General features: G+C 61.2%; 21 protein-coding genes. 17 read left to right on the top strand and 4 right to left on the bottom strand.

Going from position 1 to position 25,557, the window contains the following annotated elements; genetic code table 11:
- Window positions 1–182: 182 nt before the first annotated feature.
- From C7453_RS16765 to C7453_RS16720, 10 genes are all read left to right on the top strand, one after another.
- Entirely contained in the window at window positions 183–470 is a 288-nt protein-coding gene (locus tag C7453_RS16765) for a hypothetical protein (protein ID WP_114729123.1), read from the top strand.
- A 28-nt stretch (window positions 471–498) separates the two neighbouring features.
- Window positions 499–1,701 (top strand): M24 family metallopeptidase, encoded by a 1,203-nt coding sequence (locus C7453_RS16760; RefSeq protein ID WP_114729121.1) that lies wholly within the window; start codon window positions 499–501, stop codon window positions 1,699–1,701.
- 14 nt (window positions 1,702–1,715) lie between these two features.
- Entirely contained in the window at window positions 1,716–2,210 is a 495-nt protein-coding gene (locus tag C7453_RS16755) for a GAF domain-containing protein (protein ID WP_114729119.1), read from the top strand.
- 114 nt (window positions 2,211–2,324) lie between these two features.
- Window positions 2,325–2,984 (top strand): GntR family transcriptional regulator, encoded by a 660-nt coding sequence (locus tag C7453_RS16750; protein WP_114729117.1) that lies wholly within the window; start codon window positions 2,325–2,327, stop codon window positions 2,982–2,984.
- Window positions 2,985–3,223: 239 nt separating this feature from the next.
- Window positions 3,224–4,111 (top strand): dihydrodipicolinate synthase family protein, encoded by an 888-nt coding sequence (locus C7453_RS16745; protein ID WP_114729115.1) that lies wholly within the window; start codon window positions 3,224–3,226, stop codon window positions 4,109–4,111.
- 34 nt (window positions 4,112–4,145) lie between these two features.
- On the top strand, window positions 4,146–5,153 hold the full coding sequence (locus C7453_RS16740) for a 4-hydroxyproline epimerase (RefSeq protein WP_114729113.1): 1,008 nt from the start codon (window positions 4,146–4,148) through the stop codon (window positions 5,151–5,153).
- A 133-nt stretch (window positions 5,154–5,286) separates the two neighbouring features.
- Entirely contained in the window at window positions 5,287–7,356 is a 2,070-nt protein-coding gene (locus C7453_RS16735) for a hydantoinase/oxoprolinase family protein (protein WP_114729111.1), read from the top strand.
- A 4-nt stretch (window positions 7,357–7,360) separates the two neighbouring features.
- Window positions 7,361–9,019 carry a hydantoinase B/oxoprolinase family protein gene (locus C7453_RS16730; protein WP_114729109.1) on the top strand — a complete coding sequence of 553 codons (1,659 nt, stop codon included), beginning with the start codon at window positions 7,361–7,363 and terminating at the stop codon, window positions 9,017–9,019.
- Window positions 9,020–9,035: 16 nt separating this feature from the next.
- Window positions 9,036–10,337: an ArgE/DapE family deacylase gene (locus C7453_RS16725; protein ID WP_114729107.1), complete on the top strand. Its 1,302-nt coding sequence runs from the start codon at window positions 9,036–9,038 to the stop codon at window positions 10,335–10,337.
- A 12-nt stretch (window positions 10,338–10,349) separates the two neighbouring features.
- Entirely contained in the window at window positions 10,350–11,576 is a 1,227-nt protein-coding gene (locus C7453_RS16720) for a metal-dependent hydrolase family protein (protein ID WP_114729105.1), read from the top strand.
- 23 nt (window positions 11,577–11,599) lie between these two features.
- On the opposite strand, the gene C7453_RS18760 is transcribed toward C7453_RS16720, so the two are convergent.
- Window positions 11,600–11,836 (bottom strand): hypothetical protein, encoded by a 237-nt coding sequence (locus tag C7453_RS18760; protein ID WP_141288999.1) that lies wholly within the window; start codon window positions 11,834–11,836, stop codon window positions 11,600–11,602.
- Window positions 11,837–11,965: 129 nt separating this feature from the next.
- On the opposite strand from C7453_RS18760, the gene C7453_RS16715 reads away from it, so the two are divergent.
- The 5 genes from C7453_RS16715 (at window position 11,966) to C7453_RS16695 (ending at window position 19,314) form a co-directional block, all read left to right on the top strand.
- Entirely contained in the window at window positions 11,966–14,299 is a 2,334-nt protein-coding gene (locus C7453_RS16715) for a TonB-dependent receptor (protein ID WP_211311094.1), read from the top strand.
- 128 nt (window positions 14,300–14,427) lie between these two features.
- Window positions 14,428–15,441 (top strand): sugar ABC transporter substrate-binding protein, encoded by a 1,014-nt coding sequence (locus C7453_RS16710; protein WP_141288997.1) that lies wholly within the window; start codon window positions 14,428–14,430, stop codon window positions 15,439–15,441.
- 50 nt (window positions 15,442–15,491) lie between these two features.
- Window positions 15,492–16,985, top strand: a complete 1,494-nt coding sequence (locus C7453_RS16705; RefSeq protein ID WP_170222037.1) for a sugar ABC transporter ATP-binding protein — start codon at window positions 15,492–15,494, stop codon at window positions 16,983–16,985.
- 77 nt (window positions 16,986–17,062) lie between these two features.
- A complete protein-coding gene (locus C7453_RS16700; protein ID WP_211311093.1) occupies window positions 17,063–17,995 on the top strand; it encodes an ABC transporter permease in 933 nt (310 codons plus the stop codon).
- Window positions 17,996–18,426: 431 nt separating this feature from the next.
- Complete coding sequence (locus tag C7453_RS16695; RefSeq protein WP_170143261.1) at window positions 18,427–19,314, top strand: prohibitin family protein; 888 nt, start codon at window positions 18,427–18,429, stop codon at window positions 19,312–19,314.
- A 632-nt stretch (window positions 19,315–19,946) separates the two neighbouring features.
- Here C7453_RS16695 and C7453_RS16685 read toward each other — a convergent pair.
- Complete coding sequence (locus C7453_RS16685; protein ID WP_114729090.1) at window positions 19,947–20,135, bottom strand: YqaE/Pmp3 family membrane protein; 189 nt, start codon at window positions 20,133–20,135, stop codon at window positions 19,947–19,949.
- A gap of 465 nt (window positions 20,136–20,600) precedes the next feature.
- Here C7453_RS16685 and C7453_RS16680 point away from each other — a divergent pair, with 465 nt between their 5' ends.
- Together C7453_RS16680 and C7453_RS16675 are read left to right on the top strand one after the other, a co-directional pair.
- Complete coding sequence (locus C7453_RS16680; protein WP_114729088.1) at window positions 20,601–21,131, top strand: DUF2501 domain-containing protein; 531 nt, start codon at window positions 20,601–20,603, stop codon at window positions 21,129–21,131.
- Between the two features lie 152 nt (window positions 21,132–21,283).
- On the top strand, window positions 21,284–21,850 hold the full coding sequence (locus tag C7453_RS16675; protein ID WP_245949115.1) for a YceI family protein: 567 nt from the start codon (window positions 21,284–21,286) through the stop codon (window positions 21,848–21,850).
- A 94-nt stretch (window positions 21,851–21,944) separates the two neighbouring features.
- Here the strand turns inward: C7453_RS16675 and C7453_RS16670 are convergent, their stop codons facing one another.
- Window positions 21,945–24,332: a hypothetical protein gene (locus C7453_RS16670; RefSeq protein WP_211311092.1), complete on the bottom strand. Its 2,388-nt coding sequence runs from the start codon at window positions 24,330–24,332 to the stop codon at window positions 21,945–21,947.
- A complete protein-coding gene (locus tag C7453_RS16665) occupies window positions 24,316–25,548 on the bottom strand; it encodes a DUF3142 domain-containing protein (RefSeq protein WP_114729086.1) in 1,233 nt (410 codons plus the stop codon). Before C7453_RS16665 ends, C7453_RS16670 begins: the two co-directional genes overlap by 17 nt.
- Window positions 25,549–25,557: the final 9 nt, after the last annotated feature.

The raw sequence follows: 25,557 nt of genomic DNA, 5'->3' as shown, positions 1-25,557 counted from the left end.
GGGCAGAAATTACCCTCATATAGGTAAACCTGCCCAAGTCGGCATACGCCGCCTCAGGGTTTCAGACCGTTCTATGACTTTTCAAACAGTCACTTGGCGGAAGCCGGCATCTGAACCGCTGGGTCGTCGGAGCGGGCAGTGCGGGTGTCGTTCTGAACATTCTGGGCATGAACGGGGCCTTCATGTCGTTTCTTCTTACCTTGGGTATTATTCTTCCGCCGATCGCACCGGTCATTCTGTTGGATGTCGTGATGCCGCCCCTGCCGGGCATGCGGTCGCGCACCGTTATCCACTTGCTGGCCTGGGGCGGGGGTGTGCTGGCCGGCATCTCCTCGCTGGCCGGTATGTGCGCCTTGACCGGCGTGCCCAGTCTGGATGCACTGATGGCCGCGGCTTTCGTGTCCGTGGCGGCGCGTCTGGTCCTGCAGATTCAGGGCATGGGTACCATCGGGCGCCGGCGGCAGGTTTGACGTCGATCATCACGTTTCAGGAGCCTTCATGGGTAGACAGATAGGATTTTCCACGCTGGCCGAGCAGTTGGCCAGCGTGCAGCCGCTGGCGCAGGATCGACCGGGGATTCCGGACGGGGACTATGCGGTGCGGCTCGGCAAAGCGGTGGAACTGTGCGCGGCGCGTGATATCGATGCGCTCGTCATCGGTGCCGGTTCGTCACTGCGCTATTTCAGCGGAGTACCGTGGAAGGCCAGCGAACGACCGGTGCTTCTTGTGCTGCGCGCCGGCGCGGAACCGGTCATGCTTTGTCCTGCGTTCGAACGGGGCTCGCTTCTCGACTGTCTGCGGATTCCGTGCGCCCTTGCATTGTGGGAGGAGCATGAAGATCCCTGTGCGGCGCTCGCGGACCTGCTGCACGGCAGGAAGCGGGTCGCGCTCGATCCCGAACTGCCGTTCCGGATTGCCGGGGCCGTCGCCGCGCTGGTCGAGGGGGCTGCGTTCGAAAGCGCCGCGCCGGTGATCGACGCGCTGCGGATGGTGAAATCGGCGGCGGAAATCGCCGTTCTGCGCTATGCGATGACGCTGACGCTCCAGGTTCATCGCCATGTGGCGGCGGCCATGCGTCCGGGGGTGCGGGCCAGCGAGGTCAGGCGCTTCATCGACCAGGCCCACCGTCGCATGGGGGCCGATAACGGGGCCTCCTTCGCGGCGGTGCAGTTCGGCCAGGCAACGGCCTTTCCGCATGGAATCGGGGGAGACCAGATCCTGCGGGACGACGAACTGGTGCTGGTCGATTGTGGCTGCCAGATTCACGGATATCATGCCGATATTACCCGCACCTATGTCTGCGGGATGCCCGGGAGCCGGCAGCGGGAGATATGGGATATCGAGCGCCGTGCGCAGCAGGTCGTCTTCGATGCCGTAAAGCCGGGTGTGCCCTGCGGCGCGCTCGACGACGCCGTGCGCGGCTTCTTGGCGGACAGTGGGCTTGGACCCGGCTACCATCTTCCGGGCCTGCCGCATCGGACGGGACACGGGATCGGCCTGGATATTCACGAAGCGCCCTACATCATGGGGGGCGATCGCCGTCCGATCGAGGTCGGCATGTGCTTTTCGGACGAGCCGATGATCGTGGTGCCCGATATATTCGGCGTGCGGCTTGAAGACCATATCCACGTCTCGGAGGCCGGGCCGTGCTGGTTCAGCCAGCCGGCGGTCAGCATCACACAACCCTTTGACGAGAAATGAACGGAGGTCAGTCGATGAACGAGCAGAAGACGGACGTGATTGCCGCTGCCGACGTGTCGCTTTCCCCGGCGGTCATGCGGGTGCTGGATGACGCGCAAAGGCGCTTTGCGGAGATCCTGCCCTTCCGCACCTTTACCGTCCTGGTCCTGGACGAGGCGCGGGGGTTGAACCGGCGCATCTATTCCAACGTGCCGCACATGTATCCGGTCGGCGGGGCGAAGCCGATCCCGCATACCGCCTGGTTCGATATCGTGGTCGGCCGCCGTGAGCCGTTCGTGGCTGGAGATGTCGCAGGTTTTGCACCGCATTACGGCGACTGGGCCTATCTTGAGTCCCATGGGCTCCTGTCCGCGCTGAACCTGCCGATCGTGGTGGACGATCGTTGTGTCGGGAGCTTCAATTTCATGGGGGAAGGGGAGGATATCTTCACGCCCGCCATGGTCGGTGCCGCAATGGCATGTGCGGCCGACCTTGGCCCGGAATTGAACGGGATCGAGGCTTATGTGTGACGCGATCGTCGATTGGCACGCAAACGGGACTTTGATTGTTTCGCCTGAGCGGAGCAGCTAGAGTCGAAGGCTGTTCATCGGTTTCGGTGATATGAAAGACGAGTCCAGGATTATATGCATACCAAAAGCAAAGCGGACCAACTCTATACCCGGTCTATTTCCGACCAGCTTTATGATTTGCTGCGTGAGCGTGTTCTCTCGGGCGAACTGCCTGCCGGCAAGCCGATCCGGCAGGATGTGATCGCGTCCTCGTATCAGGTGAGCAAGATCCCCGTCCGCGAGGCGCTGGCGCGCTTGCAACAGGACGGATTCGTGTCCGTCCATGCCAAACGCGGGTTTTTCGCCACATCCTTGACCCGTGCCGAAGCCGAGGACGTCTTCCGTCTGAGGCTTCGGATCGAGCCGGAAGCCGCCGCGCTGGGAGCGCAAAACGCGACGCCGGAAGATGCGCTCTATGCGCGCGAAACACTGGAGGCGCTGGAAGCGGCGATTGATCGCAAGGATGCCCAGCGCGGTGTCTACAACAGCCGTTTTCACTACGCCCTGGTCAAGCCGGGTGCTGGTCCGACCACGCTTCATGTTCTCGACCTGTTGAACGTGACGGCGGATCGCTACGTGCGATTCCACCTGCACATGCAGGATCATGACACACGTGCCAATCAGGAACATCGGGCGTTGCTCGAATGCTGGCTCAAGGGCAATAAGCGCCAGATCGAGAACCTGATGCGTGATCATATCCAGACGACGCTGGACGATCTTCGCAAGGCACTGTAGCGCTGGGAGAGAGGAAAGCGCGAGGCGGAACCTTTTGCGCGGCCAACTTTCTGCTGAGCCCTGTCGGTGGCGCCGCATAGGCTGGAAAAGTCTCGATTTGACGACTTTTTGCGAAATATCAGGAAGATGACAAAATCGCGTGGAGGTGAATATTTTTCATTCCGCTATCAAATGATACATAGTATACGATAAACGATAGCCTCGTCATTCGGCGGTGAGGCGAGCGGGAGTATGAGTTCATGAAGTGGTCCGGTGTTTTCCCGGCGGCGACGACGCAGTTCCATGCCGATCTGTCCATCGACATCGCTGGTACGCAAAAGGTTCTCGATACGCTGGTTGACGACGGCGTGCATGGTGTCGTGATCATGGGAACATGCGGCGAAAACAATTCGCTGGAGCCGGACGAAAAGATAAGTGTACTCGAAGCGGCGGTCGAAGCCGTAGCGGGAAGGGTCCCGGTCATCGTCGGCGTGTCGGAACTGACGACGCCCCGGGCCGCCGCATGGGCGAAGGAGGCGGCCAGGATCGGCGCCGACGCGCTCATGGTCCTGCCGGCCATGGTCTATGTGCCCAAGCCTCATGAACTGGAGTACCATTTCCGCGCGGTTGCGGCGGCGAGCGATCTGCCGATCATGCTCTATAACAACCCGACGGCCTATCGGGTGAATATCGGCATGGATGTGCTGCAGCGCCTGGCGGAGGTGCCGACGATCGCGGCGGTCAAGGAAAGCTCCGCCGATACGCGACGCTACACCGATGTCTACAATACGTTCGGCGATCGCTTCGTCATCATGGCGGGTCTGGATGATGTGGCCTTCGAGGGGCTTCTGCTGGGCGCACAGGGATGGGTCTCGGGCCTGACCAGCGCCTTCCCGAGGGAATCGGTGGCGCTGGTGGAGGCGCTGGCGCGGGGCGACGTGGAGACGGCCCGGAAAATCTATCGCTGGTTCATGCCGCTGCTGCATCTCGATGCCGAACATGATCTGGTGCAGTCGATCAAGCTGGCGGAGCAGATCATGGGACGCGGAAGCGAACGAGTGCGGCTGCCGCGCTTGCCGCTGGAAGGCGCGCGGCGCGACGAAGTCGTGCGCATGGTCGAGCGGGCGGCGGCATCCCGGCCGCTCTGAGAGCCCGTTGTTGGAAAGACATGGAGAGCCCGCTATGCGTCACACCTTCTTTTGCATCGACGGTCACACGGCGGGTAATCCGGTGCGGCTGGTGGCGGGTGGGGCGCCGCTGTTGCGGGGGGGCGACATGAGCGAGCGTCGGCTGGATTTTATTGCACGCTATGACTGGATTCGTACCGGCCTGTGCTTCGAGCCTCGCGGTCATTCGATGATGTCGGGCGGCTTTCTTTATCCGCCGACACGCGACGACAGTGATGGTGGCATTCTGTTCATCGAAACGTCGGGCTGTCTGCCGATGTGCGGGCATGGCACGATCGGCTTGGTCACGTTCGGGCTGGAGCATGGATTGCTGACGCCGCGCGTTGCCGGGCGGTTGCGCCTGGAAGTGCCAGCGGGGATTATCGACATCGACTATGTGGTGCGGGCGGGACGTGTCGCCAGCGTGCGGATCCGTAACGTGCCGTCCTATGTGGCGCGCACCGGCATCGCGATCACCGTTCCGGGGCTTGGGCCGCTGACGGTCGATGTTGCCTATGGCGGCAATTATTATGCGATCGTCGAGCCGCAGGAGGGTTATGAAGGGCTGGACAGCCTCGGGGCCGCGCGCATCCTTTCGCTCAGCCCGCTCGTGCGCGAAGCCGTGCGGGCGCAGTTCCATCCCGTCCATCCCGTGGACCCTTCGATCAACGGTGTCAGCCATGTCCTGTGGGCTGACCGGGGGGCGACACGGGAGCGCGGGCGGAACGCGGTGTTCTACGGCGACAATGCGATCGACCGCAGCCCCTGTGGAACCGGAACCTCGGCGCGCCTGGCGCATATGCGGCACAAGGGCATTCTTGGGGTCGGCGACCGGTTTATTCATGAAAGCTACATTCACAGCAGCTTCATTGGCACTGTGGCGTCCGACACCAGCCTTCCGTCGGAAGACGGCCCGATCCCGGCTATCGTTCCGTTGATCGAGGGAAGCGCCGTTTCCACCGGGTTCAATACGATCTGGATCGATTCCGAAGACATGTTCCAGCACGGATTCCAGGTCATATGACGGGTGGGGGCATGGGACATGCCCCATGAGGCGTAATGGACTGCGGTATCGACGAGATATTGGTTTTGACAGTGATGACGCGAAAAATGGCCTCCGGGCATGTCGTTTCGTCGTCATGGCAGGAAGATGACAGATGCAGATTACGACAAGGCGTATTGCGACGGATGTCGGTGGAACCTTTACCGACCTCGTTTATTTCGAGACCGATCCGTCGACCGGAACGCAGAGGATCGTCACGGCGAAAGCGGACACCACCCCGCCGAACTTTGCCAAGGGGGTGCTTGACGTCGTGGACAAGGGGGGGCTGAAACTGGCCGAAGTCGATTTCTTCGCCCATGGCTCGACGGTCGTGATCAATGCCTTGACCGAACGCAAGGGGGCGCGAACAGGACTGATCACGACGGCGGGCTTCCGCGACGTTCTGGAAATCGCGCGTGGAAACAGGCCAGATTTCTTCAATCTGTTGTACGAAAAGCCCGAACCCTTCGTCGAACGCTATCTTCGGCGGGAGGTCGGGGGACGGATGGATTATCGCGGCAACGAGACGGCACCCCTGGACCTGTCGGGCCTGCCCGCGATCCTGGATGATTTCCGGCGGGACGGGGTGGAGGCGATTGCGATCTGCCTTCTGCATGCCTATGCCAACCCAGCGCACGAACAGGGGGTAGCGGAGGAAATCCGTCGTCTGTGGCAGGATGTTTCCGTTGTCGCGTCACACCAGATTACGCGGGAATGGCGGGAATACGAGCGTACGAGCACGACCGTGCTGTCGGCCTATGTCCAGCCGGTGGCCGAACGCTATCTCAGCGGACTGGGTGATGGCCTGCGCGACGCGGGATATCGGGGCAGCCTGTATGTCATGCAGTCTAATTGCGGTGTCGATTCCCTGGCATCGGCGAAGGCGACGCCGATCACCATGGTCGAATCGGGACCTGCATCAGGTTTCTGGGCGGCGGCCGAACTTGGGCGGCTGATCGGTGAGCCCAATGTCCTGGCACTGGATATCGGTGGTACGACCGCCAAATGCTCGCTAATCGAAAATGGCCAGGTGCGTGTCAAGACAGATTACTGGATCGAGCGGAATCGTAAATCGGCGGGTTATCCGATCATGGTACCGGTCGTGGATCTGGTCGAGATCGGCAATGGCGGCGGTTCGATCGCCTGGGTCGACGAATTTCGCAAACTGCATGTTGGCCCGCGATCGGCGGGCGCGATGCCGGGGCCGGCAGCCTATGGGCGCGGTGGAACTGAAGCGACGACGACCGATGCGAACCTGGCGCTGGGGCGGATCAATCGTGATTATTTCTGTGGCGGGACCGTCGTGGCCGACATGAAAGCGGTGGATCGCGCGCTGGAGCGGCTTGCGGTGGCGCTGGACTGCGAGCCAGCCGAAGCGGCACGCGGAATCGTCCGGATCGCGAATGCGAACATGGTCAATGCGCTGAAGCTCGTCTCGGTCAATCGCGGCTACGATCCGCGTGATTTCACGCTCGTCGTCTTCGGTGGCGGCGGGGCGATGCATGGCGTGGCCCTGGGGCATGAACTGGGGGTGCGCAAAGTGGTCGTGCCACGCGGAGCGCCGGTATTCTCGGCGTGGGGCATGATGATGAGCGATCTGCGCCGCGATTATTTCATGACCCGGTTGCTGGAACAGGACGACGTGGGTGGGCTGGATACTCTGGCGGGTACGCTTGTCGACCATGCGACGGCGCGTTTCATCGAGGAAGGCATTCCGGCAGAGCGGGTGCGGCACCAGGTACTCGTCAAGCTGCGCTACATGAATCAGGAACATGCGATCGAGGTTCCTCTGGCGGCCGGCCCGGTGGATGCGGCGTCGCTGGCCCAGCTGTTGCGCGATTTCCACAATGCCTATGAGCGCGAATATACCTATCGCCTGGATTCGGGCGTCGAGATCGTCGGATTGCACCTGATCGCCTCGGCCGAGGTCGGTCGGTTGGAGGTTATGCCCCTGCCGGTTACGGGGGCGGTGCTTTCCGATGCCGTGAAGGGCCGCCGCCTGGTCGATTATGCAACGGACGGCATCCATGAAGCGACGGTGTACGATGCCGAACGGCTTGAACCGGGCATGACCTTCGCAGGGCCCGCCATCATCGAGGATCCGGGTACGACGATCGTCGTCCATCCGGGTAACGGCGTCACCATCGACGCCTACGGCAACACGCATATCGAGCTTGGGAACTGAAGCCATGGGTCATCCTTCCCACGACCAGGTCACGTTCGACATTATCCAGAATGCGCTGGAAGCCATTGCAGATGAAATGTTCGTCGTCCAGCGCAAGACGTCGATGAGCGCGATCATCTATGAGGTGCTGGACCTCGGGACCGGCATCTGCGACGCCAAAGGCGATATCGCTGCGTCGGGTGCCGGAATTCCGGCCTTCATCGGGGTACTCGACAAGGCCGTGACGGCTATCCTGAAGAAGCATCCGCCCGAGACGATCCAGCCGGGTGACCTGTTCGCATCGAACGACCCTTATTGGGGTGGTGTCACGCATCTGAACGACATGATCCTGGCGATGCCGGTCTTTGCTGCAGGGCGTTTGGTCGCCTGGACGGCGAACATCGCCCACTGGAACGATGTTGGTGGACTTGTACCCGGCTCGATGTCCTCCGACGCGACCGAGATCTATCAGGAGGGTGTGCGGATTCCGGCCGTCAAGCTGATGGAGGCGGGCCGGCCGAACCAGGCGGTCTTCGATATCCTATATGTGAATACGCGGTTGCCTGCCTTTCTCAAGGGCGATCTCTGGGCGGGGATCGCGGGTGTGCGCATCGGCGAGCGTCGGCTTCAGGAACTGATCGCGAAATATGGCGTGGACGTCGTGATCGCGGCGATCGACGACTTCATGGATCTGGGGGAACGCCGCGCCCGGACAGCGCTCAAGGGTTTGACGAAGGGTGTCTTCACCTTTGCGGAGGAACAGGACGACGGCGCGGTCTACAAGGTCAGCATCGAGATTACCGATGATGCGTTCATCGTCGACCTGCGCGATAATCCGGACCAGTCCGGATCGCGCAATTCCAGCCTGGAAGGGGTGGTTATCGCGGCGCAGCTTGCCTTCAAGGCTGTGACCGATACCGATGCCCCCGGCAATGGCGGATTCTTCCGCCCATTGAAGGTCGTGACCCGGCCCGGTTCGGTCTTCCATGTGGTCGAGCCCGGAGCGCTGGGCTATTATTCCGAAGTCGAGATCAGGCTTTTCGACCTGATCCTGCGCTGCATGGCCCGGTATGTGCCCGAACTGGTTCCGGCTGGAAATTTCGCGTCGATCTGTGGCACCAATATCGGCGGAAAACATGCCGAGACAGGACGTCATTACACGATTGTCGAGCCGCAACTGGGCGGTTGGGGCGCCCAGCGCGGCCGGGATGGCAACAGCGCGATGTTCTCGGGCTTTCATGGCGAGACCTTCAATTGCCCGGCGGAGGTCGCCGAGGCGCGCTATGGCCTGGGGGTTGAGGAACTCGCCCTCAATCCCGCTGCCGGCGGCGAGGGCCAATGGCGCGGGGGCAAGGGGATTTCCCTGCGCTACCGGGTGCGCGCCGACGACAATTTCCTGAGTGTCGGCTACACGCGCTCGCGCATTCCGCCCTGGGGGGTCGATGGCGGACTGGATGGCTCGCCGAATTTCGTCGAGGTGCTGCGGCCGGGGGAGATGCCCGAGCGCTATGCGTTCGGAACCAACATCCCGTTGCGCGAGGGCGATGTCGTCCACGTCGTGACAGGGGTGGGAGGTGGCTTCGGACCGCCGGAACGCCGTTCTCGCGAGGCGGTGCTGCGCGATCTGCGTGACGGATACCTGACCGGTGAGCGCGCGCGTGAAATCTACGGCATCGAAGACTGAGAGAAAGGGACGACGTATGGTCACGCAGTCCGAAAGCCTAGCAGCGCGCCTTGCGCAGGCGGTGGAAGCCGACTGGGCCAAGCAGGTGTCCTGGCTCGGCACGTTGGCTTCCTTTCCCAGCCTGCGCGGCCAGGAAGCCTCCTGCCAGGACTGGCTGGCGGGCCAGTTCGCCGCGCGCGGCTGGGCCGTGGACCGTTTTACCCTGGCCGAGGTCGAGATCGAGGCGCTGCCGGGTTTTTCTCCAGTTTTCGAGGCCGATTACGAAAAGGCCGTCCAGGTCGTGGCGACGGTGCCCTCCAGCGTGGGAGGGGGGCGTAGCCTGATCCTCCAGGGCCATATTGATGTCGTGCCTCCGGGGCCACTACAGGACTGGGCGCATGATCCGTTCGCTCCGCGGATAGACGGCACGTGGATCTCGGGCCGGGGGACCGCCGACATGAAGGTCGGCGTGACCGAGATCGTGTTTGCGCTCGATGCGCTCCGTGCCGTCGGCCTGCGTCCGGCCGCCCCGGTCCATGTCGAGACGGTAAGCGAGGAGGAATGCACGGGTAATGGCGCCCTGGGCACCCTGGCCCGAGGCTATCGGGCCGATGCCTGCCTGATTGCCGAGGCCGTCGGCAACCGCCTGCAAAGGGCACAGCTTGGCTCCATCTGGTTTCGTGTGCGTCTTTCCGGTACTGCCGCGCATATTCTCGAAGCCGGTCGTGGCGCCAGCGCGATCCTGGCGATGTATGATTTCATCACCGCATTACAGGGGCTTGCCGACCGCACGAACGAAGAGCACCGGGACTCCCGATGGTACGGGCACATGGCAGCGCCCGTTTCCTTCAGCGTCGGCAGGATTCGGGGCGGGGACTGGATCGGCATGGTTCCGTCCTGGTGCGAGATCGACTGCCGTATCGGCATCCTGCCGGGACAGTCGCTGGAAGCGGTGCGTCGCGCTATTCTCGACACGGTGGCCGCATGCGCCGGCGAGAAAGGCAACGAGGCCGGCGCGGACGTGACGTGGGTGGGATTCCAGGCGGAGCCATACGTCCAGGAACCGGGCAGCGCGGCCGAGGCCGCTCTGGCCCTGGCGCACAGGACCGTTTTTGGAACCGAGCTGGAAAGTTTCAGCATGCCGGCGACCTGCGACGTGCGTCTGTATGGATTCCATTACGGCATACCGACGCTCTGCTACGGCTCGCTTGGAGAGGGGCTGCACAGTCCGCGAGAGCGTGCCGACCTGGAAAGCATGAAAAAAACGACTGTCGTGCTGGCACTTTTCATCGCGGAGTGGTGCGGAACGGCACCGCTCAATTCTGCGGACTACGGATAAGGACGACAGCGTATGGTAACCGTCTTCGATCATTGCAATCTGCTCGATCTGGAACTGGGCGATATGCGGCCCGCCTATATCGTGGTCGAGAAGGGAACGGTTCGGGAAGTCTCCGACACCAGACCGTCCTTCAGAGAGGCCAGGAGGATCGATGTCGGGGGGCGGACCGTCATGCCGGGCCTGATCGACGCCCACGCGCATGTGACCCTGAGTGAAGTGAATCTCGGCCGGCTCGGCGCGGTGCCGCCGACCCTGATGGCCGCACGGGCTTCCAGTTCGATGCGAGCGATGCTTGACCGGGGCTTCACGACGGTTCGCGATATGGGCGGCGCCGATTACGGGCTGGTTCAGGCGGTGCGCGAAGGCCATTTTGCCGGCCCGCGCCTGTTCATTTCGGGCCGACCGCTCTCGCAGACCGGGGGGCATGCCGATCATCGCCTGCGGACCGAAGGGGACGGCTGCGGATGTAGCGGTGCCCTCGCGTTCCAGTCGCGCATCGTCGACGGGCGGGATGCCGTCCGGCGCGGGGTGCGCGAAGAGCTGCGTCTGGGCGCGCACCAGATCAAGATCATGGCCTCGGGTGGCGTGGCATCGGAGCATGACCCGATTGACGGTACTCAGTTTTCCATCGAGGAAATCGAGACAGCGGTCGCGGAAGCGGCAAGCTGGGGTACCTATGTCGGCGCGCATGCCTATGGTGCCGACGCGATCCGCCGGATCGTGCAGGCGGGTGTGCGCACAGTGGAGCACGGCAATCTGCTCGATGCGCAGGGTGCGCGTCTCATGGCCGAGCGGGGGGCCTACTTGGTGCCGACATTGGTGGCTTACGACATGCTTGCCAAATCGGGGGCCGAGCACGGTCTTTCCCCGGCGAGCGGAGAAAAGCTGCAGGTCGTGCTGGCGGCTGGCCTGGATTCTCTGCGACTGGCTCGCAACGCTGGCGTGAAGATCGGCTTCGGCTCCGATCTGCTCGGTCCTTTGCAGGGTGCGCAGTCCCGGGAGTTCCTGATTCGCGCGGAAGCGGAACCGCCGATTGACATTCTGCGTTCCGCAACCATGGTTAATGCCGAGATCGTGCAACAGAGCGGAAAGCTGGGCGTCATCGCACCTGGGAGCCACGCCGATCTACTGGTTGTTGACGGAAATCCCTTGAAGGATTTGTCCGTGCTTACTGATACGGGTGCAAGTCTGGAGCTTATCATGGCCAATGGTCGCATTCATAAAAACAGGATCGGGTAAAAACCGTCTATCTTATCACGAAATCAGCGGCTTATTTTATTCTGTATAATAAATGATTCAGCCGGATATTTGGTATCCGGCTTCATTTCAAGAATGCCCATGGCGGGTTCGGTCCATACTGGAGGGTTATGCCGAATGCCCGGATAGGGAGGAATGGCCACCTTCATGCCGATCCGGGAAAGCCTGGTTTGATTGTTTGTTTGCAGGGGCTGTATTTCCATCGTAGCCGTTGTCGGGTCGGCTCCATCTTCATTAAACATGCGACAGGAAACGGGCCATCGGGCACGTCATAAAAATTCTCATTACGAAGAAGTATCGTTGCGCGGACCTTTCATTTCGTATACGGTATCCGAATGAAGAACTTCGTCTTGCCATATGGGAGAATGTTGATGGCCGGCTCTTCGCATCTGATGGCATTGCTCGTCATTCCAGGGGTTCTGGCGGCAAGTAGCATCGCGTCAAAAGCTTATGCCCAATCCACATCGGACGAGGCGTCGAGCAAGTTGAAAACACGTGGACCGGCGGCAATGAAAAGGTCGGATTCGATGGACGAACGGCCATCGTCCAAGATCCGTGCCTCGCGGGATACAGCAAGAACCGATTCCCCGGCCAAGCCCGAGGACATCATGGTGACCGGCATTTCTAGGCGCGAGGCAATGCAGAAGGCGCCAGTTACGGCCAGTGTCTTTACCAGACAGCAACTGGCGGATGCGCGGGTTCAGTCGGTCGAGGACCTGATCGCGATGGTCCCGAATATGGCGATTTCGCAGGGTGAGAGCGTTGGCACGACGTTCGTGACGCTGCGCGGCATTTCTCAGGTGCGCAACGGGCAGAGTCCGGTCGCGGTCGTTGTCGATGGTGTCCAGCAAATGAACTACCGTCAGTTCACGCAGGATCTTTTCAATCTCGACCAGATCGAAGTACTGGAGGGCCCTCAGGGCGATCTATGGGGACGCAATGCCATCGGCGGTGCGATCATCATCAATACGAAGCAGCCGACCAATAAGCATCAGGTCGATCTTCAAGGCCAGTATGGCAACGGGGGTTACAGGGTGGGGCGTATCTCACTTCGGGGACCGCTTGTGAAAGACCGCCTCTATTACGATCTGAATGCCGACGTGCGTGATTTCGACGGTCTGTTGTATAATGTCTATCGCGACAAGACGGTCGATTTCCAGACGGAATATTCCGCCCGTGGCCACATCAAGGCTATTCTGACCGACGATCTGGTCGCTGATTTCCGGGCGGGAATCGATGAAGTGCGTGGTGGCGCGTTGAATGCCTGGTACCAGGGGACAAAACTGCAGCCGGGTACATGCAACCCTTCGGGTTCTAGCTACAGCAGCAGCACGTTCAGTGCCGATCACGTATATGATACATTCTGTGCGAATAATGGTGGCCTGAATACAAGGGATATTCGCGATGCATCATTTCGGCTGACCTATACTCAGCCATGGGGGCGGGTTACGAATACACTCGGATGGATGAAGCTGAATGAGTATTTCGCCAGCGATAATTCGCCCTATACCGCTGCCCTGGATGGGACCCAGTCCCAATGGCGTACCAATACCTCGTGGGAAGACGAACTTCGCGTCACGTCCTCCGACCGGTGGAAAGTCAAGTGGATGTTCGGAGGCTATTTTTTGGATGAGCGCGACTTCCTCTCGACGACCAGCGCCACGGATACGGGCCAGGGGATCGCGCGTGTCAGTACGACGCCGTTGTTTGGCTATGCTCCGAACCCGACGAATTCGTTCTTTGCGAATTCGGATCACAACCAGGATTTTGCGCTATTTGGCCACCTCTCCTATGATATACTCAAGAACTTGACCGCGGATTTTGGATTTCGTTACGACTGGAACGATTTGAGCCAATATGTGTCTCCAGATAGTACGGCTGGTGTTCCAGATGGCTGCTCAGCTTCCGATGGCGCGACATGCAAGCGTGAGCGCTGGTTCAGGCAGGCGCAACCAAAAGGCACGTTGTCCTATCGCCTCACGCCGCAGGTGACCTTCTATGTCGACTATGGCATCGGATTTCGGAGTGGCCAGTTCAACCAGAGCGGAACGGCCGCTGCCGTCGGGTTGCCGGGTGCCTATGATGTCGTCAAGCCCGAGCGTGCGAATACGGTGGATGTCGGCTTCAAGACGAGTTGGCTGCACGACAAGCTGCGAATCAATGGCTCTTTCTTCGATACGAGAGATCACAATTCATTTTTCTTCCTGTTTAATCCGTCTGTAAACGCGCAGATACTGGTTAATATCGACCAGGTGCATCTGACGGGTGGTGAATTGTCGGCGACCTATAATCCTCTTCCCGGTCTCAGCTTCTTTGCCAATCTGGGTTATACGCATAGCAGCATAACGAAATACAGCTACAATCCTTCGGCACAGGGTAATGCCGCGCCGGTCGTTCCAGAATATACGGTTTTTCTTGGAACGCAGTATGAGCACAAGCTTTTCCGGGGTGTTAACGGGTTCGGGCGGTTCGATATGACTTCGACCGGGAAAGAATATTGGGATCCGGAAAATACGACGGCACGCACCGCGTTCAATCTTTATAATTTCCAGCTTGGCCTGACGGCGCCGAACAAAAAGTGGCGCTTCGTCGGGTGGGTAAAGAATTTTACAAACAAGCGTTATAATTCAGAATATGATAGCTATGGCTGGTCGTATGCCGCCGAGCCGCGCACCTATGGCGGATCGTTCACCGTTTCTTTCTGAATTTGGAACGGGGCCGGTAATCATCCTGTGACGGCGGTATCGGCCAATGCTGAAATCAAGCGGACAGTCGTGATGAAAAAGCCATCATGGGAAGATTACCATGATGGCCAGTAGGCGGGGTGGACGGCATGACCTGGTATCGCTGCTTTCTGATGTTTGTTCTGGTATCGGGTGTTTGGTGTGGCGGGGTGTTCGCTGCGCATGGGGCACCTCCGCAGCATCGCTGGCGGATCGCGTTCCTCGCTGCCGGTGCGCAGAATGGATATAACCAGTCAGTCTGGAATGGTATCCTGGCCGCTGCCGCGCGGGCAGGCAATGTCGATGTCCGCCTGTTCGATGGCGGTTTTGATTCGACTCTACAATACAATCAGGTGGAAGATGTCGTTGCGTCCCATCATTATGACGGGATCATCCTCTTTCCCAATGATACGGTTTCCATCGCATCGGCAGTTGCTGAGGCGGCGGCTCTTGGCATGCCGACCGTTGCTCTGAATTTTCCGATCGGGCCTGATCTCGAGCAGATCACGCCGCAGGCACGGGGAGTGGTCTCTACGGTGGCGACGGCACCTGCTGTCATGGCTCGGCGTCAGGCGGAGGATGTGGGCTTGCATTGTCGTGCCCGGCCGGTGTGCAATATCCTGCTCTTGATCGGGCAGAAGGTCTATCCGTTCGATCAGTTGCGCTATCGTGTCTACCGCCAGACCCTGGCTAGTTTTCCCAATGTGCGGATCGTGGCGACAATCGAAGGGCAATATGATGCTGGAACAGCGATGAACGGCGTGCTGGACCGGCTTCAGGTTGATCGCCACATCGATGCCGTCCTGTCCACTGCGGATATTCAGACCATCGGGGCGGAAATGGCGTTCAAAAGTTATGGAATCGATCCGGCGGGGCTTTATCTTTCATCGGCAGGAGGGTCAGGAATCGGGGTGAGGGCTGTGCGGGAGGGGCGCTGGGCAGTCACTTACGGGACCCTGACCAGAAGCATGGGAGAGGCAGCGCTGGATGCGATTGTCGGCGCCGTGTCCGGACGAAAGATTCCCCCGGTTATCGACGCCGACAGCCTGTCGCCGCTGCCGCCGCTTTGGACGCGCGATATATTGCTGGCGCACCCTGCCTTTCAGGCGCAATGGGCGGGATAGGGATGCCGGAAGTCGGTCACCAGTCGTCTTCCACGGAAAGCTTGTTGAGCTTGAGGGGCATTTCCAAGCAGTTCGATGGGATCAAGGTTCTGTCGGATGTTAGCCTTGACGTCCGTGCTGGAGAAATTCACGCGCTGATCGGTGCCAACGGGGCAGGGAAATCCACGGTGGGCAAGATCGTCGCCGGGTATTACCGCCGTGACGCGGGCGAGATTCTTCTTGCCGGCCAGACCGTCGGATTATGGACGCCGCACCGCGCTCTCAACAGCGGTGTTGCGATGATCCATCAGGAGATACAGTTGGTACCGGGGCTTTCGGTGGCCGATAACGTGTTCCTGGGGCAGGAGGAACGCCGTGGCTTCTTCCTGCCGAAGGGAAACAGGGAACGTTATCAACAATTGGAATCCGAACTTGCGTTCGGCATTCGCGGAGATGCGATTGCGGGAACGCTGCCGCTTTACAGGCAGCAGCAGGTGGAAATCATGCGTGCGCTGGCGCGGCGTGCCGACGTCATTGTCATGGATGAACCGACGGCGATACTGGGGCCACATGAGGCGGAGCGCCTGCATGATATCATGCGTGCATTGCGAGCGAAGGGGCGGGCGATCATCTATGTTACGCATTTTCTCGATCATGTGCTGTCGCATTGCGATCGCGCGACGATCATGCGCGATGGGCAGGTTGTCGAAACCTGCGTGTTGAGCGGCCGGCGGCGGTCCGATCTGGTCGAAGCCATGCTGGGGAGATCCGTTACGCAGAGTTACCCGGACAAGCGCACTCCGGCCCCGCAGGCGCCGACGATATTGCATGCGCGGGGACTGACGGCTGGCTCTGCCGTCAGAGATGTGTCGCTGGACGTGCGAAAAGGCGAAATCGTCGGGCTTCTTGGTCTGGTCGGCAGTGGGCGGACCGAAATTCTCCGGGCGCTGGCTGGGGTGGATCGGCGCGACGGAGGGGATGTGATATTCGACGGCCGGGCCCTGCCGTCCGGAGACCGACATCGCGCGCGGCAGAGCGGGTTGGTCCTTCTTCCCGAAGATCGTCGCAGGCAAGGGATTTTTCCAGAGGAAAGCGTGTGTGCCAATATGACTCTGCCCTATCTGAGCCGGTTCAGTCGTTTCGGCTTTGTCAGGCGGGGCGCGGAGCGGGCGGCAGTCGGGAAGCGAATCAGGCAGTTCGCCATCGTGCCGTCGAACATGAATCTGAAAATACGTGGTCAGTCTGGTGGCAATCAGCAAAAAGTCCTGATGGCCCGATGGCTTCTGGATGATCCCGGGTTGATCATGCTCGACGAACCGACGCGGGGAGTAGATATCGGCTCCAGGCAGCGCATTTATGATGTGATTGTGGACATGGCAGCGTGTGGGATGGCGGTTCTTCTCGTGTCATCGGATTTCGAGGAGGTGCTGGGGCTGGCCCATCGCGCCTATCTCATACGGGAGGGCCGTACGATCGGCGAAGTCGCGCCGGACCGAGTTGCTGCGGACGACATCACGCGCATGCTTTTTTCCGGCGACAACAGGACTGGGCGGGATCTGCCATGACGGCGCATTCAGCGGATTCCCTTCGGCGAGGCCTTTCAGAGCGGCTGGGATCGCTCTCCCGGCATGATGTTTCAGACATGCTGCGTTCGGGGGCCGTGCTTATTCTCATCCTGCTGACGGCAGCCGTCCTGGCCGTTGGCAGCCCGCATTTTCTTGACCTGTTGAATCTGTTTAATATTCTCAACCAGAATGCGCCGCTCCTGATCGTGGCATCCGCTCTCACCCTGGTCGTGATCGGTGGTGGCTTCGACCTGTCGACTGGGGCGATCTTTGCGTTGTCGGCTGTCGTCTCGGCCAAGTGCGCGCACGATCCGTTCTTTATCCGCTGGTTCGGCGCGTCGGCGTGTTTCCTGGTTGGGCCGATGGTCGGGCTGGGGCTGGGGGTGATCAATGGGGTCCTCATCACGACGCTGCGTGTCCACTCCTTTCTGGCCACTCTGGCGACCGCCCTTATCTTCCGTGGCGTGGCCCAGCAGATTGCCGGTGGGAATTCTCTGACGCTGTTCGACCTCATGCCGGCGATCGAATGGCCGATACTGCCGCGCATCGGCCTGATCACGATTGCCTTCATGACCATGGTGGGATTCTGCGTGGCCATGGCGATCATTCTTAGTCGTACGATATTCGGGCGCCATGTCTTTGCGGTTGGTGGCAACGAAGATGCGGCGGTGCTCGCGGGAATCAGCCCCGCCAAAGTCAGGATCGGTGCCTTCGCGCTTGTTGGTCTGGCGGCAGGCCTTGCAGGTTCCATCGGGCTTTCGCGCGTTCTTGCCGCCAAGGCCAGCGACGGTGCGGGCCTAGAGTTCGATGCGATCGCGGGCGTTATTCTGGGTGGTAACAGCATCTATGGGGGGGCGGGCGCGGTCTGGCGCTCCTGGGCGGGGGTCATCCTGCTGGCCTTGGTTAATAATGGGTTCAATATCCTTCAGATTGATCCTTTTTATAAGGATATTGCGAAGGGGCTGATTATATTGTCTTCGGTAGCGATCGGCGTCCGGCGGCGCGCCTAGCTGTTAGGTTGTGAGACGTCATAGGCGTAGATCATGATGTGCTCCACGGCGGCCATAATGTCTTCTTTCGGCTTGGGTCGGAAGTGACGATTGGCAAGAGATGGTTTCTGCTCGAGGCGTTCGGCGACTTTGGCGGTTGGCGACAAACCGCCCAACAGGCATTGCCGACGCTGGTTATAGGCTTGGTTGAACCCGTGGCCGTTTCATTTTCCTTCGGGGTTTAGTGTGTCGGCTTCAAAAAAAAATTGAATGTTTTTTGAAAACGCGCTTCCTGTGTTTGTGGGTTAAGTAAATTATTGTACTTTACAGAAATTTCTCTGATTTTATTTGAAGAAAAAGTAAATCGATCGTGGGAGTTCGTGCATATTTCCAATATGATTTGGCTGCGCAATAATGGGCGTGGTGCGAAGCCTTCTGGCTTCATGGAGATCATGATGAGATTTAACACGTCGAACGAACTGTTTTCGTCCGGGATTTTCAGGGTTGGTATCGCGGCGGTATTGGCGCTGGTGGTTCTTCTGATTTTGAACCCGTTCTACCAGGTGGCATCGGGCTATTGTGGCGTTCTGCTGAATTTTGGCTCGGTGCAGCCCACGCCGCTTAATCCGGGTCTGCGCTTCGCGATCCCTGTCTACCAGCAGATCGTGCTTGTCTCGACACAGCCGCAGACCGTGACCTCCGACGAGCGGGCGGCCACCCATGACCTGCAGAACGTTCACACCGCGGTTTCGGTGACCTTTCACATCAATCCGGCCGATGCGCCGGGGTTCTATCGGGATTTCCGGGCCTTCAACGTTCTGGGGAGCCGTATCATCGGGCCGACGGTTTCCAACGACGTGAAGGCGGTAACCGCGAATTACAATGCCGAGGAACTGATCACGAAACGGGATATCGTTGACGGGCAGATCAAGGACCTGGTGATCAAATCGCTGCTTCCATACCATTTGAGTATCGAGGCCGTGAATATATCGAACTTTGCCTTCTCGCAGGTCTATGAGCAGGCCATCGAAGCCAAGCAGGTGGCCCAACAGCAGGCCCTTCAGGCACAATATACCTTGCAGCAGACCCAGATATCGGCACAGCAGCAGGTGGTGCAGGCCAAGGCGCAGGCCGATGCGGCGATCGCGACCGCGCAGGGGCAGGCGCAGGCCCTGCTGGTGACGTCGCAGGCCCAGGCCAAGGCCAATAATCTGGTCTCGCAATCGCTGACGCAGCCGCTGTTGCAGCAGAAGGCGCTGGATCGGTGGAACGGCACCATGCCGACCTATCTGAGCGCGGGGGCGCCGATACCGTTCATCGGCAGTACGATCACGCCATAGAAGCGATGGGCAATGTTTCGCGGCCGGGCCGGTGAGGTTGCACCCCCCGGTCGCCGCAAAAGGCCGTAAACGCGCGTTTACGGCCGACCCCTGACAGGCGAATAGAGCATTCATCTTATCCGTCAGGATGTGCTCGACCATTTTCTTTCAGATGGTGCATGTCGTCTTTGAAAGACGCCTTCAGGATTCTCTGTTCCAGACGGTTCAGGGTCAAGTATCTGCTATCCAATCCGACGTCCTGCAGAAATTTACGGATGCTCTTCCTGGACGGTTGTGGAATGTGCTCTTTTTACGGTTTTTTGACATGTGCGATGGAGCATCGGGATTTCTGGGGCGGGAACCTTGTCCGGGGCGCTGGCGGTCGGGGCTCGTCGGATATGGGAAAGATTCACTTCCGCATTCAGAAAGACATCGCTGCATTTTCCGGTTTCAGTCGGTGCGAAGAATTGCAGTGAAAGCCGGGGTATCGGGAGTGGCATGCACGTTTGCCATCGTCGCGCGATAGCCGCGCGTTTTATGACAGGCGTGCGTCGGGTTGAATTTTCCCCTCGGCACGACACAGGGATTCGTATTCTGGCCGGTCTGCGGTCCGATGCGGGATGCCATTGGATCCCGCCCGGTGTGGGGGATGTTCAGCCGTGCATCGCCTTTTTGATTTTCTGGTCCGTCTTGTACTGGCTGAGGGCGTAGACCGACCAGATTGCGGCGGGAATCCAGCCGATGACCGTAATCTGAAGAAGCAGGCAGATGATGCCGGCAATGGGTCTGCCAATGGTGAAAAACTGAAGCCAGGGTAGAAGGAGAGCGAGAAGGAGGCGCATGTGGATGGTCTCTGTGCGAAATGTTGATCAATGAGTCTCCTCGCGACGCAAGGAAACCCTGGGCCATGTATTCTGCGTGCGTTTCGGCCGCAAGCCAAAGGAAAGTTCCGGGGTGGCGTTGCGGCGTGACGTGTTGGGTCCTGCCACAGGGGCCCTGTGTACAATCATGTGGATAACGGGTACAATCATGGGATGGGCCGGCGGAACATGGCGCGCATCTATAATTAACCAGCCGGAAAGTAATGTCGGACATCGTGATGGTGATGGCCGTGTCTGCTTGAGGTGAAGGGAGCCGGTTCTGCCGCGCTATGGGGTGGAGCGGGTATTGTTGCAGTATGGCATAGAACTGTTGGCTGGCTGAGGCGTTCTGGCTTCGGACTATACGGCTCGGAATGACGTGATCAGGCGGCTGTCGTGCGTCGCGTCTCGGGTTGTTGTTTGAATGATTTGCTGAAAGGCTCTGCCATGCTGATGAATCGATTCTCCGCTCTTGCCGTTTCCTGTGGTCTGGCGTTTTCCGTCGTGGGGGCCGCGCAGGCGCAGGGTGTGCCGGCACAGGTGCCTGCCGGGACGACGCTCTCGACCCCGCCGGCTGGCAGCGTGCCGGTGACGTCGCCGGTCGATCCGGCATCCAATCCTGCGACGCAGGGTGCGCAGATTGTCAATGGCGTGACGGGTTCGACGACTGCGGCGACGCCCGGCGTGCTGGGCGAAAACGGGTTGCCGACGCTGGCCTCGGCCAGTGCGGGCAATGTTGCCGGTCTGGTGACGTATTGCATTCACAAGAAACTCGTCTACGGCACCACGGCGCGTACCACCGCGCGGGCGCTGGTCAAGCGTGATGACGTGAAGAACGACCAGTTCTATTCGGTCGGTGGGCAGGGTCTGTTGCAGACCGGTACCAGCACGCCGTTCGATATCTCCACGCTCGACCGGTCCAAGCGGGTCGAACTGTGCAGCGATTTGGTCAAGAAGGGCCAGTCGCTGGCCGACTGATACGGTTTTCGTGACCGGTGCATGCCGTGCGGCGCGGCATCACCGGTCATGATTTCTGGATTGCTGGCGGGTCGGGAGGTGAACGGTGTGTTGCCCGTGCTCGCCAGCACGCATGTCCAGGCAGGTTTTGTGAGTGTGCAGGGAGGTTGGCGGTGTCTGGACGGGGCGTGTGCGTCATTCTGCTGGCGGCCATGGCGATGGGTTTTTCCGGTGCGCGGGTGGCGGTGGCGGCACCGCAGGTGCTGGTGCTGAATCCGGGAAATACGGAGGCGCGATTGCATGCGCGGTCGGCGCTGACGGATATTGATGGCAGCTTCGCGGGCGTGTCCGGGCGGTTGCAGTATGATCTGGATCGGCAGACCTGCCATGTGGACCTGACCATGGATGTCGGGTCTCTGAAAGTCGGCAGTGCCGTCATGAAACAGATCATGCTCTCCGGCATCATGCTGGATAGCGACGCGCATCCGACCATGCGTTATGTGGGAGAGTGCCGGCCGAGGATCGTGGGTGGTGAGGTTCATTCCCAGCTTGTCGGCACGTTGACGATGCGGGGGAAGACGCATCCTGTCACGTTTGAGACCCAGATGCGCTTTTCGGGGAATACGCTGCATCAGATCGTCAGCAATGCGACGTTCGATCAGCGGCTGTGGGGTGTCAGCACGCTGTTGCATTCGGTCGATCCGATGGTTCGGTCAGAGACGGTCATTACGCTCAAATAGCTGATCCGTTCAGGTGTTTTGCGTGAACGGATGACCATGCTTTCGCACGTATAAAAGTCTTTTTCCTCTTTTTCATCAGAAAAAGAAGACCCCCTTACAACCGCGCCAGCAGCCCGGCGATCGGCATGATCAGGTGCCGATGAAGCCATCGGTGCAGCGGCTGGAAAGGCCGCGCGTAAGACTCCAGGGCAGCGGATTGAAAATCGGGTGCGGCGCAATGCCGGCCGAAATTCTTTGCGAAGGGGACGGCTGCGCCTTGCCGGACATAGCGGTGGTACAGGTCGGCATCCGCTCCCGTGCCCCAGCCGGCGGCCTGGCACAGCACGGCGGCGAAGGCCTGAGAGCGGGGAGGGAGCAGATCTGCCGCGTTTTCGGCCTGGTCGACGGCGATGGCGCGGTAGTGGAAGCGGCGGTATGGGGCGGCTTCGCTGGCGGCGAAGCGGGTGCGTTCGCCCTCGGTGACGAGCGGGCCGGACAGGGCGGCGGCGGTGCGAGCCTTTCGGGTGATGGGGAGTGTCGGCTGGTTGTCGGGCGGGACGAGAACCGCGACGGTGCGGCCGGCGCCCATGGAGAAGCCGCCGAGGAAGACCGCATAATCCGGGTCCTGCTCGGTGCCCATGATGTCCATGCCGTGGGTGCGGGCGATGGTCGCCGCCGTGAACCATGCCTGGGCGCGACCGACTGCCGTCCAGCGATGCTGCGCGTCGTGCAGCGCGTTGCCGTAGGTTCTGGCCCAGGTGCGGAACGGGGTGGGCTTGCCGTCGATGGCGTAGCGGGGATCTTTGTCTTCGGGGAAATAACCCAGGGATTCGGTGACGCGGCCGGCGCGGACCAGTCGGCGGGCGAGGATCATCCTGATCGTGTCGGGTTCGGGCGGGGCCGCCCATGGGATGGCCGGGCCGTGCGTAGCGGGGATGTGCGCATCGACATAATGGCGGAGTTCGTCGGTCGTGAGCACCCGTTCGGCGACGTAGGCGGCATCGAAAGCGATGCCGCTACGGCTGCCGGCGCTGGCGGCGGCGGTGTAGAGGCAATCGAAGGCCGCGACATATTGGCCGCGGGACAGGGTGAGCACGCCCTGCTCGGCGCGGAGGCGGCTGATTTCCTCCGGTGCCAGATCGTCATGGAGGGGGGGAAATCCCTTGGCGGCGTCGGCGTAATGGCGGGAGGCGGCGGCGAGGTCGCCATGCTGGATGGCCAGTTTGGCCAGCACCCAGTGCGATAGCGGGCCGGGCTGCATGGTGGCCAGTGTTTTTGCCAGATCATAGCGGCCGCCGCGATAGGCCAGGGCGGCCAGGCGGTCGGCCTGCGCGATGTGGTTGAGTCCGCGTGCCTGAATGGCATCGACGAGAGTGACGATGGCCGGATTGGGGCGGATGGTGCGGATTGCGGTGCAGTAGGGGCAGCCATTGCCGCGAAGGCCGCGCGCCGCGTCGTGATAGCCGAGGCCGCCCCGATCCGGTGCGTCGTAGTCGGATGCCGTGGCGGGGTCGTCGTTGATGATGTCGCCGGTGCGGGCCAGCGCATAGGCGACCAGGAGTTTCTGGGCGATCGGGTCTTCGATCAGGCGCTGGGCGCGGCGCGGGTCCGCCATGGCCCATCCGGCGATCAGTTGCAGCGAGATGACGCCGCCAGTGGCGCCGCGCGCGGCCTGTTGGGCATAGAGGCCGATGGCGTGGTTGAGGTTGGCGGCTTCGATATGATCGGCACAGGGGGCGCTGGTCAGGAAGGCTTTCCAGCCGCAGGCGGTCCCGCCGTCCATCAGATAGGATCGGGCCTGCTCGCCGTAGCTGGCGACGGCGAGGGAGAACGGATCGGGCGCGCCCTGCCGGGCGAGGGCGCGGGCCTGGGCGAAGGCGTGCGCGGCCGCCGCGCGGGCCTCGGCATTGCCGGTGGCGAAGAAACGTTCCTGTTGCAGGCGGCCGAGCATGTAGGCGGCCCAGACGGCGCGGCTCTGGCCCTGGCCGTCCGGGAGGTCGAGCACGGCCTGGAAATGCTGGCGGGCGTGCTCGGCATAATCGCCTGGGATGCCTTTGCGGGCGAGGGCGTAATCGACCGCGCCGGCAGTATAGAGGCGGATCGCGGGAGGGATGCCGTCGCCCTGGTTGTAGGCGGAATCGCCATCTATCGCGTTGCGCATCATGACGATGCGGTTCTGTTGCAGGGGTGTCAGGGCCTCCATGCCCGCTTCGGGCGGGGGGCTGTCGGGATCTGGGGATTGGGCGGGGCGGGGGACGGAACTGGCGATGCGAAGGGCGTCGTCCGGGACGACGAGATGGCTGGCTTCGTAGGCGAAGGACGTGGCCGGCGTGCTTTTGAGCGTGCCTTCGCGGTCGTCGAGCAACTGGTTTGGAAAATCCATGCCGCAGGCGAGCACGAGCGAGATGCCGGCTGCGCTTGACAGTGCGAAGGCCAGCGCGTGGCGGCGGATGGCGTGCGCGGCGGGTGCCTTCGGGGCGGGTGGATCAGCTCTGTCTGTCATGGGTTCCGGCATAGGCTCTGACTGTTCCCCGATCGCACCGCACCCATCCGATGACGGCCTGTTGCCCTGCCCGCAGCAGGCCGGGCTGCGCGCGCCGCAGCCACATGCCCTGGGCATCGTAATCCAGATTATAGCCGTTCAGGCCGTCGGCTCCGGATGGGCAGGGGCTCTCGATTCGGATGGCCGGCGGGGCTTCGGCATCCGCGTTGCCGGCATTGGCCAGGACGATATCGTAGGGCGCCGTGGCCGAGGGACGGTGCAGGCTGACCGACAGCGCGGTGCGCAGGGGCTGGTGGGTGATGACCGCGCGCCATGTCGGCAGGCTCCAGGCCCTTCTGTCGTCGGAAGTGGGCAGGCGGAACCAGGCCCAGCCGGCCAGGCCGTGCGGCGGGGCGTGTTCGATGCGTTTCATGAAGGCGGCGATTTCGGCGGGAGGGGCCACGAGTTCGTGGCCGCTGTCGGCGCCCATGAGACGGTCCTGCTCGCTCTCGATGCCCGCGATCCGTCCGTCGGTGCCCCATGTGACGCGCGTGCCGTAGGCGGGGAGGGCCACATGCCATGGGCCGCGACGGCGCTGGGCGAAGGTTCTGACCCATTCATGGGCCTTCTCGGGATTGAAGAGGCCGAATTGCGGATTCTGGACGGCGTGGATCTGCAAGACCGCGTCATCGACCCGGGCCAGCACCTCTTCCAGTTCGGGGGAGGCCAGCCAGGTCGGCAGGACGGTGATGGAAAGGGGCGTCGGCTCCAGCCGGCCGTGCAGCAACCCCAGGAAACGCGCATAGGCCGGCAGGCGGACGGTGGCGCAATCATGGTCGATTTCGAGGCCAGAGACCGTGATGCCGCGCTGCTGCCAGGCGGCTTTCACGGCGAGGATATGGGCGGCCAGTTGCTCCTCATCCCAGTCGGCCAGTTGGCCTTCGATGCGGATGACGGCGATGACCGGCGTGTGTGTGCGTGCCAGCAGGGGGCTGTCGGGGGTTGTGTCCACCCAGGAGCCGTGGCCGTCCAGCTCTGCCGCGAGGATGCGCCATGTGTGGATGACGGGCTGGCTGGCGGTGACGGCGGTGCTGACGGCCGGGGTCCATTGGCGTTGCCAGATATAGGCGTCACTGGGCAGCGTCCGGCCCGTGCGGGTGGTGAAGGCGGTGTGGATGCCGACCAGGCATAATAAAAATGCGATTGGGATGTAGGGCTTTTTTAAAAAATCGGTCATTTCGTCTGG

It is taken from the genome of Gluconacetobacter liquefaciens, from assembly GCF_003350405.1.
Classification (GTDB): domain Bacteria; phylum Pseudomonadota; class Alphaproteobacteria; order Acetobacterales; family Acetobacteraceae; genus Gluconacetobacter; species Gluconacetobacter liquefaciens.
Note: the sequence above shows the minus strand (reverse complement) of the source record. Positions and strands in the feature narration are given on the sequence as shown.

Excerpts from the sequence above, each read along its gene's own strand:
- C7453_RS16765 (WP_114729123.1), top strand. The coding sequence starts at position 183 with ATGTCGTTTCTTCTTACCTTGGGTATTATTCTTCCGCCGATCGCACCG.
- C7453_RS16760 (WP_114729121.1), top strand. The coding sequence starts at position 499 with ATGGGTAGACAGATAGGATTTTCCACGCTGGCCGAGCAGTTGGCCAGC.
- C7453_RS16755 (WP_114729119.1), top strand. The coding sequence starts at position 1,716 with ATGAACGAGCAGAAGACGGACGTGATTGCCGCTGCCGACGTGTCGCTT.
- C7453_RS16750 (WP_114729117.1), top strand. The coding sequence starts at position 2,325 with ATGCATACCAAAAGCAAAGCGGACCAACTCTATACCCGGTCTATTTCC.
- C7453_RS16745 (WP_114729115.1), top strand. The coding sequence starts at position 3,224 with ATGAAGTGGTCCGGTGTTTTCCCGGCGGCGACGACGCAGTTCCATGCC.
- C7453_RS16740 (WP_114729113.1), top strand. The coding sequence starts at position 4,146 with ATGCGTCACACCTTCTTTTGCATCGACGGTCACACGGCGGGTAATCCG.
- C7453_RS16735 (WP_114729111.1), top strand. The coding sequence starts at position 5,287 with ATGCAGATTACGACAAGGCGTATTGCGACGGATGTCGGTGGAACCTTT.
- C7453_RS16730 (WP_114729109.1), top strand. The coding sequence starts at position 7,361 with ATGGGTCATCCTTCCCACGACCAGGTCACGTTCGACATTATCCAGAAT.
- C7453_RS16725 (WP_114729107.1), top strand. The coding sequence starts at position 9,036 with ATGGTCACGCAGTCCGAAAGCCTAGCAGCGCGCCTTGCGCAGGCGGTG.
- C7453_RS16720 (WP_114729105.1), top strand. The coding sequence starts at position 10,350 with ATGGTAACCGTCTTCGATCATTGCAATCTGCTCGATCTGGAACTGGGC.
- C7453_RS18760 (WP_141288999.1), bottom strand. The coding sequence starts at position 11,836 with ATGTTTAATGAAGATGGAGCCGACCCGACAACGGCTACGATGGAAATA.
- C7453_RS16715 (WP_211311094.1), top strand. The coding sequence starts at position 11,966 with ATGGCCGGCTCTTCGCATCTGATGGCATTGCTCGTCATTCCAGGGGTT.
- C7453_RS16710 (WP_141288997.1), top strand. The coding sequence starts at position 14,428 with ATGACCTGGTATCGCTGCTTTCTGATGTTTGTTCTGGTATCGGGTGTT.
- C7453_RS16700 (WP_211311093.1), top strand. The coding sequence starts at position 17,063 with ATGCTGCGTTCGGGGGCCGTGCTTATTCTCATCCTGCTGACGGCAGCC.
- C7453_RS16695 (WP_170143261.1), top strand. The coding sequence starts at position 18,427 with ATGATGAGATTTAACACGTCGAACGAACTGTTTTCGTCCGGGATTTTC.
- C7453_RS16685 (WP_114729090.1), bottom strand. The coding sequence starts at position 20,135 with ATGCGCCTCCTTCTCGCTCTCCTTCTACCCTGGCTTCAGTTTTTCACC.
- C7453_RS16680 (WP_114729088.1), top strand. The coding sequence starts at position 20,601 with ATGCTGATGAATCGATTCTCCGCTCTTGCCGTTTCCTGTGGTCTGGCG.
- C7453_RS16670 (WP_211311092.1), bottom strand. The coding sequence starts at position 24,332 with ATGACAGACAGAGCTGATCCACCCGCCCCGAAGGCACCCGCCGCGCAC.
- C7453_RS16665 (WP_114729086.1), bottom strand. The coding sequence starts at position 25,548 with ATGACCGATTTTTTAAAAAAGCCCTACATCCCAATCGCATTTTTATTA.